The sequence below is a fragment of the Spirosoma daeguense genome, assembly GCF_054776875.1.
On the sequence record NZ_BAAHBF010000002.1, the window covers coordinates 1053043 to 1072684 of the forward strand.

Sequence of the window (19642 nt, forward strand, 5' to 3'; positions counted from 1 at the left end):
CTAAAGTAGTTTGGTCAACACTTTCCAGGACGAGTCAAAGCAAAATAGTCCTAGAAATTCTCCGATTCTAAATAGAGAAAGGCTCACAGAAAGGATATTAACGTTTCATTTTATACAACTGCACACCTGCCAGTAGAAAACATCCTAGCCCATAATCTTCAAAATCAGGTTTGGTGTCATACATAACGGGTTGGCCATCTTTAGGCTCTTTGCCAGTTCCCTGCACATAACCCAAAAAACCATTTGGGTGCACCGAATCAGTTGTCATAGCATTCCACGCTTTCGTAATAATCGGACGATACGTTTTTGCCTCAAGCAAACCATTGTTAATACCCCAGGCCATTCCGTACACAAAAAGTGCTGTTCCAGTAAGTTCTTTCCCTCCATAATTGGTTGAGTCGTGTAGACTTACGTTCCAGTAACCATCCGCACGTTGCAACGGAAGCAACGCCTGTGTCATTTCCCGATACGTTTTCACATATTCATCACGATGGGGAGCGTCTTTCGGGATGATTTCCAGTACCCGAACCAGAGCAGCCACAACCCAGCCATTGCCCCGCGACCAATAACAGTCCTGACCATTGGGTTCCTGATAGGGTGGCACAAAATCCTTATCTCGCCACCATAGCCGGTCTGCCGGATTATAAAGCCCGCTACCGCCATGCTTGCTTTTCGAGTACATATAAATCTGGTACATCTTCTCGAAATAAGCCGGGTCTTTGTACAGAACGCCCAACTGGGCGAATACTGGCATCGCCATTTGAAGCGCGTCTATCCAGTTCCAGTCATCTACTTTATCACTACGTACCATGGCATCAATCGACGCTTTGATGTCATGAATGCGTTCGGGCTTGCGATCAAGTAGATAAAGTTCAATATAGGTTTGACCGCAGCATTGGTCGTCAGCGTTACGTGTATTTATACCGCTACGTAGCCCCCACTTATGTTTTTCACCCCAGTCAACGGCATAATCGTAGTACGCTTTCTGTTTATCGATGCCATACAGCGCCATCAAACCTTCGTAATACACGGCCCGCGTCCAGATATTGCTGGGTCGAGTTTTGTTGGTAACGATTTCCTTTCCAGGATCAGGCCAGGCTTTCATGAAGTAGCTATTGGCCAACGTCATTTTAGCCAGAATTTCCTTTTTATCTGGTAGTTTAGACGAAGTTGGTTGGGCCAGCACAAGAGAACAATTCATTAAAAAGAGTATCCCGCAACCAGCCAGTTTTTGCAGGGAGGATTTCAAAATGGTACGTAGCATGTGCTATTGAGGGATAAAGATAATGTGCAGAACAGGTTTTCGAGCTATGATCAGCTATCGTTTGGCACTGCTCAGATACGATTGCAGAGGACATTTTTTCATTTCCCGCAATCCCTCCGCAACAGAGCGGGCATTAAACTGGGCTCCTGCCCGATTGGTATGGGTATGATCGACCGGAAAAAAGGCCGCTTTTAGGGTTTCTTCCGTGTAGCCAGCTTCATATTGGCGTGCGATAATCTCATTCAGGTCGATAAAAAAGGCCCCTTCTGCTTTTGCGACTTGAGAAGCCCATTGCGCATAATTATCCGAAGCTCTAACCACTTTGTTCTCTCGCCAGACATTACGCGGCACCAGCGAACAAACAATGGGAATTGCTCCTCTGGTTTTCGTATCGGCAATATACTGACGCATATACCAGCCATACGAATGGACGATTTCATGCTTTTTTGTCAGCTGGTTGTCAATTTCTTCGGTTTCGTCACCAATTCCCCGAATGGTACCACGGGCGCGTGACGTATCGTTGATAGCCCCGGCATCATTGTGGCCAAACTGCATCATCACAAAATCGCCGGGTTTTAGTTTGGCTTTAATTTTCTCCCAGCGGCCTTCAGTCAAAAAAGTACGGCTGCTACGTCCGCCAATCGCCTGATTGTCGATATGAATCCGGGACGTATCGAAGTACTCCCCAATTACACTCCCCCAGCCCCAGAGGCCGTCGGTACCTTTGCCCGATCCATTCCGTACGGTTGAATCCCCGATCAGGTAAAGGGTGGGCCGCTGAGACTGTCGGCCAGCCAGACAAAACAGTGCGAGACAGGAAAAAATAACGTAACGAAATAAGGTCATCGTTTGAGCTGATTAGAAGTAGGAAAACGATACGTTGGGCGGGGTGGCTGTTTCATGCCTTGCCCCAAAAAGAAACCCGGATGAGGAGGCTGGTTGTACCCAACGTTTTGCCAGGCAATACTGAGCCGATACTGCGGGTCCTGCATGAGTGTTACCAACCGATGCTGGGTAGGGATCGTGGTGGTATAAATCCGCAGGCTCTTATTGTCATTGCTACGTAACACGATTTCCTCGCGCCAGTCACCAAACAAATCGGCACTGAGGGCGGGCGTGGCTTTCGTACCGTTGTTCGACGAACAGCTATCTGCCGTAAACAACCGAATTGCGGGCCCGTTCGTCTGATACTTATCCACATGATTGCCATCCAACAATTCACGGGTTAAGTCACCATCCCACCAGACCAGAAAATTGACCGAGGAAGGGCTGTCGCCGATACGTTTTCCTTTGGTCGAGAATAAGCCATTGGAACCCGACCACCACAATTCCGCGCCAGGATTGGCGGGATCAATATCGTCGGCAACGCCCCGGCCTACGTCCTCACCAGAAAACGTCCCCCAGAGAATGTCGCCAGTACGGGCATCATACAGGGCTGCACCAAATCCTTTTTCGTAGCCGGGAATGGGGGATTCGTTTTCGTGAATACCCCAGACTTCCAATCCCGGCCGGGCTGGATCGAGGTCTGATACGTGCAGGGCGTCGCCGTGACGTAATCGGGTCGTGTATAACCCCTTACCGTTATCGTCTACGCACATGGACCCGTAAATGATTTCGTCTTTACCGTCGTTATCGACATCGGCAACGGTCAGATTGTGATTTCCCATACCCGAAAATCCATCCGGTGCCTGCTGCGAATCGAACACCCACCGGGACGTCAATTTCCCATCCCGCCAGTCCCAGGCGGCCAGAACGGTACGTCCATAATAGCCCCGGCACATCACCACGCTGGGCAATTTCCCATCCAGATAAGCCACGCACGCCAGAAAACGATCGACCCGGTTGCCATTGTTATCATTGCCGCCGATGCCCCCAATTCCGCCCCAACCATCCGTCGGATAGCGCGATGGAATGTAATCGGTAGTGGCGAGAGCAGCACCAGTTTTTCCGTCGAAAATGGTAAAGAACTCGGGGCCATCCAGAATTTTACCTTCCAGCGGTCCGTCGGTTTTGGCCCAGTGTTTCGTCGAATCGCCAATTACTTTTCCAGTACCATCAATCGTTCCATCTGCTGTTTTGCAGGCTAGTTCGGCCCGTCCGTCCCCATCCAGATCATACACCATAAACTGGGTGTAATGGGCGCCTTCCCGAATGTTACGTCCCAGATTGATACGCCAAAGCAACGTGCCATCTAGTTTATAGGCTTCCAGAATGGGCGGATCAGTACGTCCTTTTTGGGAATTATCACGGCCCCGGCCAGCCTGGTGCAGAATCAGTTCGTAGGTTCCATCGCCATCCAGATCGGCCGCTGAGGCATCGTTGGGTGTATAACCGGTGGGCGTTTGCAGGGGAATAGTTAAATAGGGGGACGTAGCACTTGTTGAAAGCGTATACGAACCTTCTGGTTTCTGTTCTGTTTTTCCCACCACAGAACGGACACTGTACTGTGTATCCTGCCGGAACGTAGCACTGGTATCAACAAAATTGGTGCCTCCTGTTAACGGGCGTTGATTTAGTTTGACTGGTCGGCTGCCCGTAACGGTACGATATACATTAAACGCTACGTTATCAGGATCATTGATCAATAGTCGCCAGCTTAAAAACACCTGATTCGGACTTGTACGGACAGCTATAATGCCCCGATCCAATCGCTCCAAAGTACGTTGCGCCGATGACGGAACTGTCTGGAACAGCAGCCCAGCTACCAACAAATAAAGAATTGATTTTGCCATAACGATTCTCTAAGTGGAGTGTCGCTTGCCAGATGATTTGTAGCTTAAAGAGCCTGAGCGTTTTTATCGCCTACCAGTAAGAGCGCAAAAAATACCCCAAAGTCAGATTTAAAACCCGCCTTTGGGGTGGCTATTTTACCAGCCGGGATTTTGCACGGTCGTTTTTTGATCGGCCGTCAGAATGGCCCCGTTTTGTTTTACACCGTCCAGAAATTTCTGTGGAATGGGACGTAGCAAATGCTTCGGCATGACCGGTTTAGCTTCGTCGTTAAAGGCAATTGCTCTGGCCGATAAGGTTTTGGTGCGCGACAGATCTTCCCAGCGCATCAATTCGCCCATCAATTCTCTGGAGCGTTCGTTCAGGATAAAGGCAATAAACTGATCTGCTTGCGACGTAGCACCCACTTTAGTATAAAACTGGTTGGTTGCGCTAAAGATGTCGGCCTCACTTTTCAGGTGCATGGCGTCGAGCGTAGTGGCGGTAGTAACGGTCAAATTGTTCGATTCGAAATAGCTGTTTTTATCTGAGTAGGATACAAACTGAGCCGTGTTGGCAGCGGTATTATTTTTGTACGCTACGCCCCCGTCGACATACGTAGCACGATCTTCTCCTGCTTTATAAGCTGCCCGATCACGGATTTTGTTCAGATACGGAATCGCAGCCGCGTATTGCCCCAGCCGGCCCTGTGCTTCGGCGGCAATCAGGTATGTTTCGGCCAACCGGGCCAGAATACCGTCCCGCTGGCCGAACTGCGAGGCAACTGCATTGCGGGAACCATCCATAAACTTGGATAATGCTACGTACTGACTTGTGTTGTAATTGCCATGACCGCCCAAAAAGTTTTCAGCCTGCCCGGCAAAATAGCGAACAAACATGGAGGGGGCACGTAACGTAATGCTAGTGGCTGTGTAGCGCGTATCGCCGGGTGCATTCACGATGTACAAAACGGCCTCTTCACCACCCGCAAATTTTGGCTTACCAACCAGACTCGGGTTGGGTGCCGTAGCTGCTGTCCAGGTGGGCGCCGACGATGGCCGGTTACAGAGGTAACGGGTTTTGAAGCTTTTCCAGAAACGGGAATCGTTCACCCGGTCATAGACATCGATCGAGTAATCGGTGGTACGTAACCGCTGAAATTCCCGGTCGCCAGGAATATCCCGCTGCATACCCGGCAAAGTCTGGTAAATAGACGGATAATAAAGGTGCACCTGGTTACCATAACGACCCTGGGTAGCCGTGTTGCCGGAAAACTGAGCTGATAGAATGATTTCCTTATTGGTTTCGTTCGGGCCGTCGATCGCGCTAAAATTCCATAAATCGCTGAAGTTGGTGGCTAGTGTATGTCCGCTGGTGTTAATGACCAAATCAGCGTATTTAACAGTATTTTGCAGATCAGCGGTTTTCGTGCTGCTGTTCCAGTCGCTGTTGATTTCACTCGCGCGGTACAGGTACGCCTTAGCCAGAAAATGGGCCGCTGCCCACTTGGTAAGCCGTCCGGTTTCGGTAACAGTCGCCGGCAGTAACTCATACGCTTGGGTAAAGTCCTTCACGATCTGATCATAAACCTGCTGCGCCGAGGATCGGGTAAACTCCTCTTCAATGCTGGTCGACGGAATCAGTTTCAAAGGAACACCGCCAAACTGACGTACCAGTTTAAAGTAATCGAATGCCCGCATGAAGTACCCCTCGCCTAATCGGGTATTGGCGGCAGTGCCACCACCATAATATTTCGGTACGTTCTCGATCATGATGTTGGCCGAGTTGATGTTCCCGTACATATTATCCCAGACGGTCGCTACGTCGCCATTCTGAGAGTTCAGGTTGGCATCATACGAATTAAACATTTGCTCGGTACGGTCGCCCCCGACGGTAAACTCGTCGGTTCCGTAATTAGTCGTCGCATAGGCCCACTCATAGTTAAAGTGAAAGCGTAAGCTCTGGTACATGCCAATCGACAAACCATCTAAACCGCTGGGGGTTTGGAAGTTCTGCGTGGTCAGTAGCGTGATCTGGTTTTCTTCCAGAAATTCTTCTTTGCAACTGGTCGATACGCTCACCAGAGCCGCAACCAGTGCTGCCGAATATATAGATCGAGTAATAGGTTTCATGGATGATTAGGTTAAGAATTAGAAGCCGACGTTTACACCGAAGACAAGGCCCCGGTTGAAGTTGGAACTTCCCGTATCAGGATCAAGCCAGTTTATTTTTGAATAAATCAATCCGGGATTCAGCAACTGAGCGTATACCTTCGCCCGCGACAAGCCTATTTTTTGGACCAATGTTGTGGGGAGAATATAGCCTAACGTAACGTTGCGGATTTTGACAAATGAGCCATCCTGATAATTCATTGCATTTCTAAAGGGATCACCTGCTGCACTGTTGTAATTGGGAGCCGGGTAGTCATTGGTCGGGTTAGTGGGCGTCCAATAATCGACCATGCGTTGGGTATACCGCCCCTGCAAGCTTTCTGCTCCCGACTGCACAAGGAAATTTAACCGCGAGAAAATAAACGCCGATAGTTCAAGTCCTTTGTAGGAGAACGTATTGGTAATGCCACCCGTCCACGCTGGGCTGCTGCTGCCCCGAATTACCCGGTCGTTATTGGCATCAATTTTATAGTCGCCATTCTGGTCAACTACTTTAATATCACCCGGACGGAAGGTTTGTCCGTTGGCCGCAAACTTCGCCATCTCTTCCAAATCCTGCGGGGTATTTTGCCAGATTCGGTCTTTCTGATAATCGTAGTAAACGCTCAGCCGCCGACCAATGAACCAGAGATTATTAAGGTCATCAACGGCACCATTGGCCAGGCTAACGATGCGATCTCTATTGGTACCGATGTTCAGAGTAGAGGTCCAGCCAAACTGATTTGTCCGGATGTTTTCCGTATTTATAGTCAACTCAATTCCCCGGTTAGCCGTCTCACCAATGTTCGTCAGCGAAGTTGTGTATCCATTGATAGACAGGATACTACGTAGCATCAGCAGATCGGTAGTACGTGACGTGTAGAAGTCCAGGGCACCGTTGATACGTCCTTTGAACAGATTGAAATCGACCCCCAGATTCCATTGCCGCGTGTGTTCCCATCCCAGTTGCGGGTTTGGCAGTGAAATGGGGGTAGCCAGCGACGCATCCGACGAAACGTAGCCCGCCTGTACCGAACTGCCGAAAGTATAATAAAGTGTTTGTAGTACGCCCTGCGTGGTATACGGCGAAATAGCTGCGTTACCGGTCACCCCCACTCCTACGCGCAGTTTCAACTCATCGATCCAGGAAACGTTTTTAATAAAGTCCTCCTGATCCAGCCGCCAGGCGCCCGATACCGAGGGGAAGAAATCCCACTTCTTGCCCGGAGCCAACTGAGAAGCGCCATCCCACCGGCCAAATGCCGTCAGTATATACTTACTGTTGAAGTTATAATTCGCCCGGGCCATGTAGGATACAAGCGACGACTGAACCAGGTTACTGCCAAAGCCATCCAGCGCGCTCACCGAGTTCAACTGATACCATAACTGACTGTTATAGGGTAGCTTGGTAGCCGTCATCGACGAGGTTTCCTGCCGATACGACGTAGCATTCTGCAACAACGTCAGGCCAATACTGTGCTTACCAAAAGATTTGTCAAAGTAAACTAGTTGATCCAGCGACCAGGAGAAATTGTTGGTATTGTTTAGTTGGGCATAATTGGTTGAACCCGGCTCACCGCCCCCCCGGTTGATGGAGTTTTGGTCCATCCAGCGGCCGTTGTTATTGTAATAAAAGTCAGGGCCAAAGTTCATCCGGTACCGTAATCCGTCCAGAATCGTAACCTCGCCGTACAGGGAGGCCATAGCACGGGTCACTTTGCGCAGGTTGATATTATATTGATCTTCCCCAATCGGATTCAGAATCGTAATGTCGCCACCGGGCAGGTTGATACGTCGGCCCGTACTGTCATACGGAACGGCAAAGGGAAGCATTCCATTGGCCGCTGCATATAGACTTCCGGGACCCGTTGCGTTGGACGTGGCAAATCCGTAATTCTGTTTGCTGAACGTACCATCAATCGTTCCGCCCATTTTCAGCCACTTTACCGGATTGACATCGACGCTCACTTTGGCACTGTAACGGGTAAAATCCTGCCCAAGCTGAGTACCTTCATTGCGTAGATACCCGAACGAACCGTAGGCTTTAATTTTGTCGGTTCCTCCGCTGGCGCTGAGAATATGGTCGTGCGTAATACCGGTTCGTTTTACCAGACTTCTCCAGTCGGTTGTTGGCACCAGATCGCCGTTCCAGGTACCATTCGACCACCCTTTATTTATATTGGCCAGCGCGTAGGCATCGCCCGCAAATATACGCTGATCGTCTACCTGACTGGGGGCATCCGGGTAGCCCGTGCCCGCTGGCGTTGTTCGTCCGGCCAACGTATTGAGGTAGTTGATACGTCGATACGCATTTCTCCGGAAGTCAACGTACTGAGCCGAGTTCATCAACTGAAGCCGGTCCTGAATCTGCTCGAACGTAGCGGTTCCTACGTATTCAAGCACCAAACGACCACTTTTTCCCCGTTTGGTATTCACCATAATCACCCCATTCGCTCCGCGTGAGCCATAAATGGCAGTAGCCGAAGCATCCTTTAAAATGTCAATCGTCTCAATATCATTCGGGTTGATGAATTCGATACCGCCCGACGAAAGGGGTATACCATCCACTACGTAGAGCGGATTGTTGGTAGCGGTTAATGAGCGATTACCCCGAATCCGGATGCTTCCCATTTCGCCGGGGCGCTCATTCGACGTGATATCTACACCAGCAGCTTTCCCCTGAATAGCCTGTAACGCATTGGCAACGGGTCTGGAACGAATCTCGTCGGCATTGACACTCACCACCGCAGAAGTCACATCGGTACGTTTCACTGTGTTGTAGCCTACTACCACAACTTCATTGAGCGTTTTGTTATCGGGTGATAAATTAACATTCACCGAAGTTTGTGTGCCAACCACCACCTCCTGCGAAGCATACCCTACCAACGAAAATACCAGGGTAGTTGCGGTGCCCTCTGGCACGGTCAATCGGTAACGGCCTTCCGCATCGGTGGTTGTACCCCGATTCGTTCCTTTCAAAACAACATTGACACCGGGTAAGCCAGCATTATTTTCGTCTACTACTTTTCCGGTAATGGTCTGATCCTGAATTACCGACGTAGCGGCCACAACAATTTCCCCGGCAGGTTGTGTGGTCGTATTGCTGGTTTGATTATTCCCCGTTGCGTTGAGTTGTTTATTTAAGATGATGTTCTCTCCCGACACCGAAAACTGAATCTGAAATGGGTTTAACAGTTTTTCCAACACTTCGTTCAAGCGTTCGTTATGCGCTTTCAGGCTCACTTTACGATTGCGAACCAGCGATGGAACGTAGGAGAAACGAACTTTGGTTGATTTTTCCAACTTCTTTAAAACGACACTCAGATCTATCTGCTCGACCTCAATCGAGACAGGCCGATTCAATAGCTCCTGCGCGAAACCATCCCGCCCATAGGCTAAACTGCCCAGCAGGAAAATCAGCATTAACGGAATACTGGCTTTCATAATCAGCGCAATACAGTTGCGTTTGGTACTAGTTTTTTTCATAATTTACCGACGGTTTTTGGATTTTTAAAAACAAAAGCCCCCTGGCTCCTGCAAAAGGAGTTGTGTTCGCCAAAACATCAAGGGATTACTTAAGTCGCGGGGTAGAATGGATCATGAGGCCAATCATGAACCGTTCGTATACCCGGCGGCTTTTTTGTGAAAGGGTACTTGCGTTACGTCATTGAGATGGGTTTATGGTTCGGTTTAGTTTAGGTCAGCAATTGCGGTAATTAATTATTCGCAGCCCGCACTGGTAATCACGATCTGCGTATTCTCCACTTTGTAGCTGGCGCCAATGGTCTTGCAGATGATATCTAATTTGGTGTAGAAAGGTTCATCGGCCAGCGTTGAGGTCAGAAAACAGTTTTTCATCTGGCTGGCATTATATTGAATCGGAATCCCGTAGGTTTTTTCCAGTTGAGCAAATACATCGGCTATTGGCGTATCTTCAAATTGAAGTATTGGCGGCTGACTATTCAGGTGTAAGCTGATGGGCTGGCTAGCAATAGTCCGGGTTAATTGATTTTCGTCCGTCACAAACGTAGCCTGCTGATTGGGAGCCAACATTAACTTTTCGGCTTGCCCGGCGTTGGCCGTCTTGTTCATGAAATAAACAGCCACTTTACCCGACCGGACAATTACGGATACCTGTTTGCCACTTGTTTTGATAATAAAGCTTGTTCCGACCACACGGGTAACCAGTCCGTCTGCATACACAAAAAATGGATGTTGTATGTCTTTGGTAACCTCAAAAAACGCTTCGCCACTCAGATAAACATTACGGGAGGCTTCTTTGGCCATTTGGCCTGAGTAACTAATTCGGGCGTTTTTTGCCAGTGTAACATGGCTTCCATCCGGTAGAGTTACGGATTGGGCCGTTTGATTAGCATTAACAATCTCAGTCAGAGACGTAGTGGATGTTTTGACGAGCTTTTCATACGCATAAGCGGATTGGTTCGATTGCCAGGTCCAGTTGAAAATAGTCCAGCCTAGTCCTATCAGTAACGTAACGGCTGCCGCTACGCGCCACCCGGTTGAATAACTGTCCAACCGACGTACCGGTACCTCTTGGGCTTCTGTTCGGGCTAATACGTTGTTAATGTGATACGTTACTTCTGCGTCGGGTAGGCTTGGCAAGTGTCCCCCCTGCCGTTGGTCGTCAATAAATGCTTTTGCTTCATCGACAGCTTGCTGTTTCTCCGGATAAGCAGCAAGAAAGTCGTTCCAGATCGTTCCCGTCGACGGACAGCCAGCTCGCACCCAAACCAGAAAACCATCGTCCAGCAGGAAGTCTTCAACGGTGTAATCCTTATATTGCTTCATGGTTAAACACCATTCCTGGCAAGTTCTATAAGGAAGGGCAAAAAACTAAAGGAGAATAATCAAAAATTAGACAAAAAATTTTATATTTTTTCTATTATACTGATAATCTTATGGTTACGATTCAAAAAAGTCAACTGAAGATATAACAGAAAACTAGAAGAAGCGGCTTCCAATGCTGGCGAAAAGCGCGAATGGCCTGAAACAATAAATTTGCAACAGCCGGACGGGAAATATCCAGCAACTCTGCAATCTGTTCGTTGCTTAACTCCTCGTAAAATTTAAGATGGATAATTTCCTGCTGCCGCTTGGTTAGGTGAACAAGCGTTTTTTGAACCTGAGATTGTTTTTCCTGATGGGTTTCTTCAGTTATAATACGGTCTTCGGTATACGTATCAGTAACAGGTTCGTCCCATTCATCGGGTATTTCCTCCCAGTTGAGGAAACGTTTCTTTTCTTTAAAAATCAGGTTTCGTAAAGCTGAAAAGAGATAAAGTTTTAGGTTTCTGGCATCGTTCAAAAAAATCCGACGTTCCCAGAGATCAACAAATAGATCCTGAACACAATCGTTTATTTGATCTTTGTCTTTTAAAAACTTGGTTCCATAGTGAAATAAGGGTCTATAATAGACATTCAGGAGCGTCTCAAAGGCGCTGCGGTCACCTTCTCGAAATGCCTGCCAAAGAATTTTATCATCCTCACTCACGAACCTCGTTATTTGTCTATCTCCTAGGGAACACCACAAATATAAATGCGTAACTACGTTAAAGAATAATTAATATAGTAATGTTTCAATGTTGTTAATAGCGAAATGTACCAAATTTACCCCCTTCTCAAATTAAATGATAGTATCCGGGGAGAGCATGACGACATACTTCCAGTAAAGGGCATACACTACCATTTAGCCTTGTATTAAAAACGAATGATTGTCTATTTATGATGGGAGTAGTATATAGAATTACACTTTCTAGTTTCCATGTTTCGACTGCTTTGGCTCTAGATGATTTACAGTGTCCAATGATGAACTTGTTCGTGCAAACACAATCGGACGGTTATCAACAAAACCATTCAGAAAAGAAAATTAAAAATAAACCACCATTAACTAACTATCTGCAATTAAGCGGTTTATATGAATTTATTACTTAAGTAACACCGGTCACGAAAGCGTCGGTAAATTTTAAGAACAAGACACTTACGGAGTGTCGTCCGGATTGGCCATTATTGCGAATTTGTATTTATCGCCGTGGTAATACGATTGTTCAATTTCTACTACTTGATCGCCTGTACAGATAACAGCACTATCGAGCACAAAAGCGGGTGTTGGTTTATTGAGCTCAAAATTGGTGGTATTCGGTTCCAGGATTTTCACACTCAGCGTTTGTTGGACTTCCGTGATCGTCAGATGAAACATATTTTCGTATATCCTGAAATAAGATACTTCCGTGGGTATTCGGTTGATCTTCGGACAGAGTCTGATAGAAATATATTTGACCTCATCTTTAAGCAGTAGATCATCTGCATAACGGAGCTGGTGAAGTTTCAGGGCAGGGCCGTTGATAATAAAATGTCGTCCGTTTATCTCGGATGAAACGCCATCTGGCAAAACTGTTTTTTCCAGGACGATATTCTTGGGGGTAAATCCTTCCGCAATCAGGCTATCGTGAAAACCGCGACGGGTGGCGTATATAGAGCCTAATTTACGCAGTAAATTAGGCTCTTCCGTCCGATTTAAGACGTAAGTCCCTTTGCCTTTTATGCGTCGTGCCCATCCTTTGGATTCAATTTCGAGAAGCGTTTTACGCGCAGTTGTATTACTAATTTTAAACGTTTTAATGAGTTCATTTTCAGAAGGCACCTGATCCCCTGGCAGTAATTCCCCTTTTTTTATTTTCTCGATAATGCGTTCGCTTAGTTCAATAAATTTCGCTTTTGCTGTGTTTAGCTGAGTAGCTGCCCCTTCTATTCCCATCCAGTTCAATAGAAAAATAAGCTGTTAATAAGTTATTTTTGGCTTATTACCTAGGTAAAATGTATTGTCATTAATACATTTTACAAACTCTGTAAATATACATATTCCATTTCAGGATTAAATCTAAACTGTAGAGGACTGAGCCTGTTTCAATAAGTTAAGATCAAGCTATTCATCTGGCCCGAAGCGCATGAGTTGGTCTTTAAAAGTAAGGTCTCCAGCACGACCAGAGACCTTTACCAGTTCCAACCTATTTATAAAAAACACAATAAATCACCGTTTTCTTTAGGGTGTTTCGTTAAAAAAGACAACAAGGCCGTCTTTGCCAGCCACGATAATATCCTTTTTTCCAGTGCCTCGTAAGTCCGTAACAGAGAAATAAAGACCAGCACCTTTGCCCTCTCCATACGGGCCATAGCTGATGAAATTTTTCGTAAATGACTCACCATTCCACTTAAAATAATACAGCCCTACAGGATCAGTCGCTCCGGGGTCATTGCCATTGTGCGCCCGGTAACGCTTTCCCGTTATTAACTCCTGCTCACCATCCTGATCAATATCGACCCACTCCATGCTATGATATTGCGATTGAAACGGATCAATGGGATGCTTTTTAAACGTTATCTGTTGCCCCTCTCTTTTCTGCTCATACCAATCCAGACCATACTTGTGGGCTTGCCCTACAATCAAATCCATGAGTCCATCTTTATTCACATCCGCCACAATGATGGGTATGCTGGCATGGTCTAACTTAAGGCCAGGGTGATGTTTCCATAACTGTTTATCCGATAGCTTTTCGGGCGCTTCTAGCCAGCCGTCGGAAACAATAAAATCGCCCCGACCGTCGCCATTTATATCCCCAAAGCCGAGGCCATGCCCGTGTTTCTCCGCTACTTTGGTGGCCGTAAACTGACCTGTCGGTTTACCGGCCTGATCAAGAATCAAGCTATAATAGACTAATGGCTGGAACGGCGTATTCGGAACAATCTCCATTCGACCATCGCCATCAACATCCCAGGCACGTATCGTTTCGACATTGCCTGTTTGAGCAAGATCATGTTCTTTCCACTCGCCATTATTACCCGGATTTTCACGCCAAATCATTTTTTTATTGAACCAGCCTCCGGTTATGTAATCCATTTTCCCATCGCCATTTACATCTAATGGAATGGTGGAGAAATCATCAAAATATTCGCCCTTTCGATTATTCTGGCCAATCAAATGTCGGTTTTGGAAAGCAGGTCCTTCATACCAGTAACTTCCCGATACGAGATCCAGCTTCTGATCGCCGTTGACATCGAATACCCCAACTGATTCTGCGCTTTCGGAAGCGATTAATTGTTTTCGAAACTCAACACGCGGTTGAGATTGACCGGAAGCCCCTTGAAAACTACTCAGTAAAAACAGGATGATGATACGTTGTTGTTTTAGACGTTGGGTTATTTGGTTGATCATGGTTTGATTCATTAGTATTCATGATAATTAGCGCAATCGTGCTTCTCTGCTACGTATCTGCTATGGATTGGCCGCTCGCTCAATATCTTTTACCCACCCTTCCTGCAACAGGAAATGCAGCCGGGCATACTGCCCATTTTTCAGGCAGTCAAGGGCCTTCTGATAGTAAGGTTTAAACGGCGCTATCACATCTGCCTGCGTCGAATTGATGGTCGACGTTACGTCATTAAGGTTTGCCTCGATTGTTTTCATCCAGGGACCCGGCTTAATAGTCCCACCCGTTACGTTCAGGTCAGGGTTATCACTTTGAAAAACCAGTAACGCATAGGGTTTCAATGCCAAGGGCTGTTCTTTCGAAAGGACGAATTCTTTTCCAGTTGCCGGTTCGGCAACTTTTCCATCGCCCGACAATGTCAATGTTAATTGAAGCGGTACCGGCAAACGATTCAGGACGTAGTAATAACGCTTTCCGTTAACGATTGCCTGCCTCACCCGAACAGGATCTTCTACCGATGCTACGTCGTCAAATTTTACCGCCGGAATCGCTCGAAAAGCTTTACTAAATTCGGCCAGATGATCTTCCATTCCATACGTACCAATCAGGAAACCCCCTTTGGTAATACGTAGCGCATCCGAATTATTTAAAGCCGCAACATAAGACTCAAGGCTATGAAAATCAGTCGCATTCAAGGTCGATACGCGCCAGGTCAGTTCGCCGATACCGTTCTTACCGACAAGCCCTGCCAGCGGTTTTGTTTTGCCAATGGGATCTTCCCAGTATCGATCATGAATAGTTACTTCCGTTTGCTGTTTTGCGGCGAATGCTTTAATAACTTCCGGTGCCAGAAACACGGTTCTGGTTGATTCGATATTTACCGCTTTATAGTTTTGGGATAGCCTCCACCGCAAATCGGCGGGAACCTGCGTAAAGCCCAAAACAATATTGCTGTCCTGTGTATAAAGGCGTGGGTCCATACCCGATTCACGAAGGGCGTCCAAAGCTGATTCATCCAAATAGTGGGAAAGCTGGTTATAGATCGCAAACCCAACAAACACGCTTAACGTCAGCTTGATATCTTTCCCGAAGCGAGCTAATTCATCCGCGAGATCCTTGTAGTGATCGTGCATTTTTTTACAACGCCAGTCTATCCACGCTTCCCGAGCCTGAGCATTGTTCATCAGCCACTTGTAACTATCCGAATAACGGCTCTCTTTTCCGGGCTTATAAACCGGAATTGTGATACCTGATTCCCGCTGAAAGTCGTTCAGGTTTACATCATTGTAACCGGATTCTATCGAGCCAAACCCAAAAAGCTTAACTCTGGCTATGGTCAACGTAACCCCGGTGAAGGCAGGCTCCTGACCATACCGTTGGCCAATTTCTCTGACGATAGTTTTCACAGCGCCCTGCACCCGTTTGTCCAGCGGATTATACGAGGGATCGGAGCCGTGAAATTTACCATACCAAACCTCACCATTCCCTTTGACGTTCAAAACCGTTTCCTGCCCTGCGTCGATTTTTGTCCTGTCGGTAATGGCAATATCTTCAAGACTTTGCAGGGTGTGTATATGCAATCCTGCATTAAACTTCATACCTCGCTGGTGCAACCGTTTAAGCAGATACCTTACATACCCATGCGGATGCGGACGCTGTCCTCCCTGCCCGCTGTAAAGATCAGGTTCATAACGCTCAGCCTCTGTTCCATAGAGCGGCCCGCCATACCAGACAACCGGATAATGAAGGGTGTTTTGCCCGAACGAACCCATGTAATCGAGGAGTTTTGTGGATGCATCTGAGAATCCCTTCAGGTCACTACCAGTGCCGAAATTCCGATGTATTACAGGATCTTCATAATACAAGCCAATTTCTCTACCCGGCGTTTTTTCGTTGGAAACAGCGTTTACAGCTAGGGGTGTAAGTTGATTCAGCCTATTGATTTGAATGTCTTTTACGGCAGCAGGCTGGCCATTTAATTCGGTCATGAAAATAATCGACTGCTGCTCGGAACGTGGCCAGAATAAGAAACGAAGTTCCTTCATTTTACCACTGAGGCCATACTCATTACCCGTTAATACGCCGGTTTGGGCCTGATAGTCGCGAAACCCATTCATGTCCTGCAGCACGATTTCCATCGCCCGTGTCTTATCATCAGGATAGCGGATAATAGCTTCGTGCAATGCACCTACATCTTTGATTGAGAAGCTGACCACAAACCGATCATTTTTCATACTACCTGCCTCCCGATAGTTACCCAATTCCGAATGGACGACCGATGTCTTAACAGATTCAGTCAGAGGAGCAACGCTAGCCAGGTCAATCGATTGAATCGCTTCCACTTTGGACGTAGTGGCATCGTTTGGTTTATACGGTTCCAAAACAACGATGGTATCGGAATGAGCAACCGAACGACCATTGTCTTTGTATTTCACGGTCAACAGATAATTACCGGGTTTGGTAATCGGCCCTATCGGAAGATTCACTGTAGACCGGCTTTGGGCGGCAAGGGACATGTTGTTGATCTTACCGGCCTGCAATTTTGCGTTTTGCGTAGTCGATACCAGAAATTCGCCTGATGTGATGCTGACCGGTTTATGATCACGGTTTACAAAAAGTACAGGAACAGATTGTTTGTCGCCAACCTCTTTAAAAGGATCTAGTAAGGTCGTTTCAGTTTGAACGGTTCCTCCTGATTTTATATAATAATCCCAAACTTCCTGTTCGTTCAACTCATAATTAAAGATCGAAAACTCATCGAGCACCAGCGGCAAATGCTGTTTCGACGTGGGGGTGCCACCCACGAAAAACGCTTCCTGATTTGGCACCGGTAATTTTGGCGTTAATTTATTCAGGACCAGACTACCATTTACGAATATCTTTATGCCTCTGGTGTAATCCCAGGTATAGGTAATCTGATGCCACTTATTTACCTTTTCCAGGGTGTAAACAGGCAATGAATAAATAACATTATTGCGATTTTGATCTTTCCCCGTTTCCAGGAACGTACCAAAATCGGGTAAAATACCCGCTGAAAGCAGCCCGCTGGTGACGTCTTTGCCATCCACAGAAAATAAATACCTACGTCCGTTGAACGTAGTGGCACTGTTGTTTTCTGAAGGATTTTTAACCCAAAGTGAAATAGATCCCTTTGAGGGATTCAATTTTCCTCCCGCTACGTAGTTCAGAAATTGACCGTTTGAAAACAGGGCTCCTTTTCCTATCAGGCCATCTGTCAATTCGGGGAGATTTTCGCTGTTAAGGGGTGATTGGCCGTCTGCTACGTTAAACCCCTGATCAAACGACAAATAGAAAAGTTTCTTTTTCGCTTCTCCTGATGCATTAGCCTCTTTGTTGAGTTGGCCAAAAGACAGGGAGGTAAAGAAAAGTGGAAACAGAAATGTGAACAGCAGGGTGAAGTAGGGATAAAATCCTTTCCATCGGAGAGCTGTAATAGCCCGCGCTTCATACGGATAGTTCATATGCTTTTGGTTTTATTGATCAGGTTTTGGCAAAGGTTCTTGCCCATTTTTGCATGAGAAAGGCATAGGAGTCCCTAATGAGTAAAATCCTTACTAGTAGGATTTTACTCATTATTTATTTGCGGATTGTGTTTAAACAATAGACCCAACTTCTACCAACCCGGATTTTGTTTCAACGTGGGATTTAGCCCGATTTCGTTGACGGGGAACGGCCACAGATAGTCCTTGGCCGGATCAAAACGGCGGAAAGAAGCGGCCTGCACAACAATGAAGTTGTCCTTGTCTACCTGAACCGGCGTATCTTTTCCGTATTCCTTTTCAAAATAGTAGCTACCCAACAGTGGCTTTGGCAACTCTACCTCTGCCGTTTTCCAGCGGATCAAGTCCCAATACCTTAGATTTTCGATGGCAAGTTCCACCCGTCTTTCCCGGCGGATTTCTTCGCGCATATCCAGGCCATTAGCATTGACAAATGCATTGGATAGTTTGGCAACTTGTGCCCGAACACGTAGCGCATTAATTGTCAGATCAAGATCTGCATCCGATATAGTTCCATCGATTTCATACTTTGCTTCGGCGTAGGTAAGCAGTACTTCGGCATAGCGTATAAAAATCCAGTCAATCATTCCCTGCCGTGTGACTACGTCCGCTGCATTGAAATACTTTTTAGTACCAAATCCAGTTTTGTGAGCGGCTAAAGGCACGGTATACGTAGTGTTAACCGCGTATGGATCACCTCGTTTGAATACGGTTTCGTTCAAACGGAGATCTCGATCCGTGAATACGTCTGTTGAGGCCAATGGTGCTTTATAGAGCGGTGATTTGGAGATAGGAAGTCCATCTTTCATTAAGTAGCTATCGACCAAACTTTTGGTTAAGGATAACCAGCCATTTACAGTTCGCTCTGGAAACAAATGGGTCAATACAATATTATTGGTGCTCGCCCCATATTGCTTTACCAAAATCACTTCCTTATTGGCAAATCCTTCTCCTTCATACTGGAACAAGGTAAAGTAGCGCGAGAATAGACTGTGTTGTTTACTATCAATAATGGCTTTGGAAGCATCAACGGCTAGTTGTAGGTGTTTAGTCGCGTCGCCGTCCTTATGGAATTTCGCCCTCGTTCCTTCGAAAAGAGCAATTCTTGCTTTCAACGCGAGTGCGGTCGATTTGGCAACTCGGCCATAATTGGCGGCTCCGAGCTGTGAATACGTTGGCAAATTGGTAGCCGCTACGTCCAGATCAGCATAAATCTGGTTCATGATTACCTGCCTTGGTGAAACTGGCTGGGTTAACTCCGGGGAGATCTCAGTCAGCGTTTTCAGGATTAGGGGTACTGATCCATATTTTTGGACGAGTTGACAATAGGCAAAAGCACGAAAGAAAAGAGCCTCGGCCAAATACCGATCTCGTACGGCTGGCGTTACGTTTGCCCTTGGCGCTTTTTCGAGAATATTATTGGCCGCCCGAATCAATTGATACGGCAGGGTGTAGTAGTCCGACGTAGCAGGTGCCAGTCTGGTGCCATCACTGGTATTGTCGGGCGTACCGCCATACGCATTATCCGACCAGACCTCTTCCAGAGGCAGCTGATTTGGATAATCCGTCAGGAACGAATAGAGGTAATTACAACCCTCACGAATATCTTTTTCCGTGTTCCAGAAAGAAGCATCCGTTATTTGCGTTTCGGGTAAACGGTCGACTTCACAGGATAGGGAGCCAAGAATCAGGGCTCCGCAAATCAGATAGTTTATTGTCTTTTTCATCACTGTAATGCGTTTGAATGAGTCTATAAAATCCCAGATAGGTGAT

Annotated in this window: 11 protein-coding genes; all 11 read right to left on the reverse strand. The window is 46.9% G+C overall.

What is annotated here, in order from left to right:
- Window positions 1–97: 97 nt before the first annotated feature.
- Entirely contained in the window at window positions 98–1201 is a 1104-nt protein-coding gene (locus ACYVD4_RS09235; protein WP_460944685.1) for a glycoside hydrolase family 88/105 protein, read from the reverse strand.
- 117 nt (window positions 1202–1318) lie between these two features.
- The gene (locus ACYVD4_RS09240) at window positions 1319–2110 is read right to left on the reverse strand and encodes a rhamnogalacturonan acetylesterase (RefSeq protein WP_460944687.1); all 792 of its coding nucleotides are present in this window, start codon (window positions 2108–2110) and stop codon (window positions 1319–1321) included.
- Entirely contained in the window at window positions 2107–3996 is a 1890-nt protein-coding gene (locus tag ACYVD4_RS09245) for a rhamnogalacturonan lyase (RefSeq protein WP_460944689.1), read from the reverse strand. The genes ACYVD4_RS09240 and ACYVD4_RS09245 overlap by 4 nt, the downstream gene beginning before the upstream one ends.
- Window positions 3997–4131: 135 nt before the next feature.
- Window positions 4132–6105: a RagB/SusD family nutrient uptake outer membrane protein gene (locus tag ACYVD4_RS09250; protein WP_460944691.1), complete on the reverse strand. Its 1974-nt coding sequence runs from the start codon at window positions 6103–6105 to the stop codon at window positions 4132–4134.
- An 18-nt stretch (window positions 6106–6123) separates the two neighbouring features.
- Window positions 6124–9609 (reverse strand): SusC/RagA family TonB-linked outer membrane protein, encoded by a 3486-nt coding sequence (locus ACYVD4_RS09255; RefSeq protein ID WP_460944693.1) that lies wholly within the window; start codon window positions 9607–9609, stop codon window positions 6124–6126.
- 234 nt (window positions 9610–9843) lie between these two features.
- Window positions 9844–10932 (reverse strand): FecR family protein, encoded by a 1089-nt coding sequence (locus ACYVD4_RS09260; RefSeq protein WP_460944695.1) that lies wholly within the window; start codon window positions 10930–10932, stop codon window positions 9844–9846.
- 130 nt (window positions 10933–11062) lie between these two features.
- Window positions 11063–11635, reverse strand: a complete 573-nt coding sequence (locus ACYVD4_RS09265) for an RNA polymerase sigma factor (RefSeq protein WP_460944697.1) — start codon at window positions 11633–11635, stop codon at window positions 11063–11065.
- A 486-nt stretch (window positions 11636–12121) separates the two neighbouring features.
- Window positions 12122–12898, reverse strand: coding sequence for a GntR family transcriptional regulator (locus tag ACYVD4_RS09270; protein ID WP_460944773.1), 777 nt, complete (start codon window positions 12896–12898; stop codon window positions 12122–12124).
- Between the two features lie 285 nt (window positions 12899–13183).
- The gene (locus ACYVD4_RS09275) at window positions 13184–14353 is read right to left on the reverse strand and encodes an FG-GAP repeat domain-containing protein (RefSeq protein ID WP_460944699.1); all 1170 of its coding nucleotides are present in this window, start codon (window positions 14351–14353) and stop codon (window positions 13184–13186) included.
- A gap of 60 nt (window positions 14354–14413) precedes the next feature.
- Window positions 14414–17830 (reverse strand): LamG domain-containing protein, encoded by a 3417-nt coding sequence (locus ACYVD4_RS09280; protein ID WP_460944701.1) that lies wholly within the window; start codon window positions 17828–17830, stop codon window positions 14414–14416.
- A gap of 152 nt (window positions 17831–17982) precedes the next feature.
- Window positions 17983–19596: a RagB/SusD family nutrient uptake outer membrane protein gene (locus ACYVD4_RS09285; protein ID WP_460944703.1), complete on the reverse strand. Its 1614-nt coding sequence runs from the start codon at window positions 19594–19596 to the stop codon at window positions 17983–17985.
- Window positions 19597–19642: the final 46 nt, after the last annotated feature.

Bases quoted from the DNA above. Each gene is read 5' to 3' on its own strand.
- ACYVD4_RS09235 (WP_460944685.1), bottom strand. From the start codon at position 1,201: ATGAATTGTTCTCTTGTGCTGGCCCAACCAACTTCGTCTAAACTACCA.
- ACYVD4_RS09240 (WP_460944687.1), bottom strand. From the start codon at position 2,110: ATGACCTTATTTCGTTACGTTATTTTTTCCTGTCTCGCACTGTTTTGT.
- ACYVD4_RS09245 (WP_460944689.1), bottom strand. From the start codon at position 3,996: ATGGCAAAATCAATTCTTTATTTGTTGGTAGCTGGGCTGCTGTTCCAG.
- ACYVD4_RS09250 (WP_460944691.1), bottom strand. From the start codon at position 6,105: ATGAAACCTATTACTCGATCTATATATTCGGCAGCACTGGTTGCGGCT.
- ACYVD4_RS09255 (WP_460944693.1), bottom strand. From the start codon at position 9,609: ATGAAAAAAACTAGTACCAAACGCAACTGTATTGCGCTGATTATGAAA.
- ACYVD4_RS09260 (WP_460944695.1), bottom strand. From the start codon at position 10,932: ATGAAGCAATATAAGGATTACACCGTTGAAGACTTCCTGCTGGACGAT.
- ACYVD4_RS09270 (WP_460944773.1), bottom strand. From the start codon at position 12,898: ATGGGAATAGAAGGGGCAGCTACTCAGCTAAACACAGCAAAAGCGAAA.
- ACYVD4_RS09275 (WP_460944699.1), bottom strand. From the start codon at position 14,353: ATGATCAACCAAATAACCCAACGTCTAAAACAACAACGTATCATCATC.
- ACYVD4_RS09280 (WP_460944701.1), bottom strand. From the start codon at position 17,830: ATGAACTATCCGTATGAAGCGCGGGCTATTACAGCTCTCCGATGGAAA.
- ACYVD4_RS09285 (WP_460944703.1), bottom strand. From the start codon at position 19,596: ATGAAAAAGACAATAAACTATCTGATTTGCGGAGCCCTGATTCTTGGC.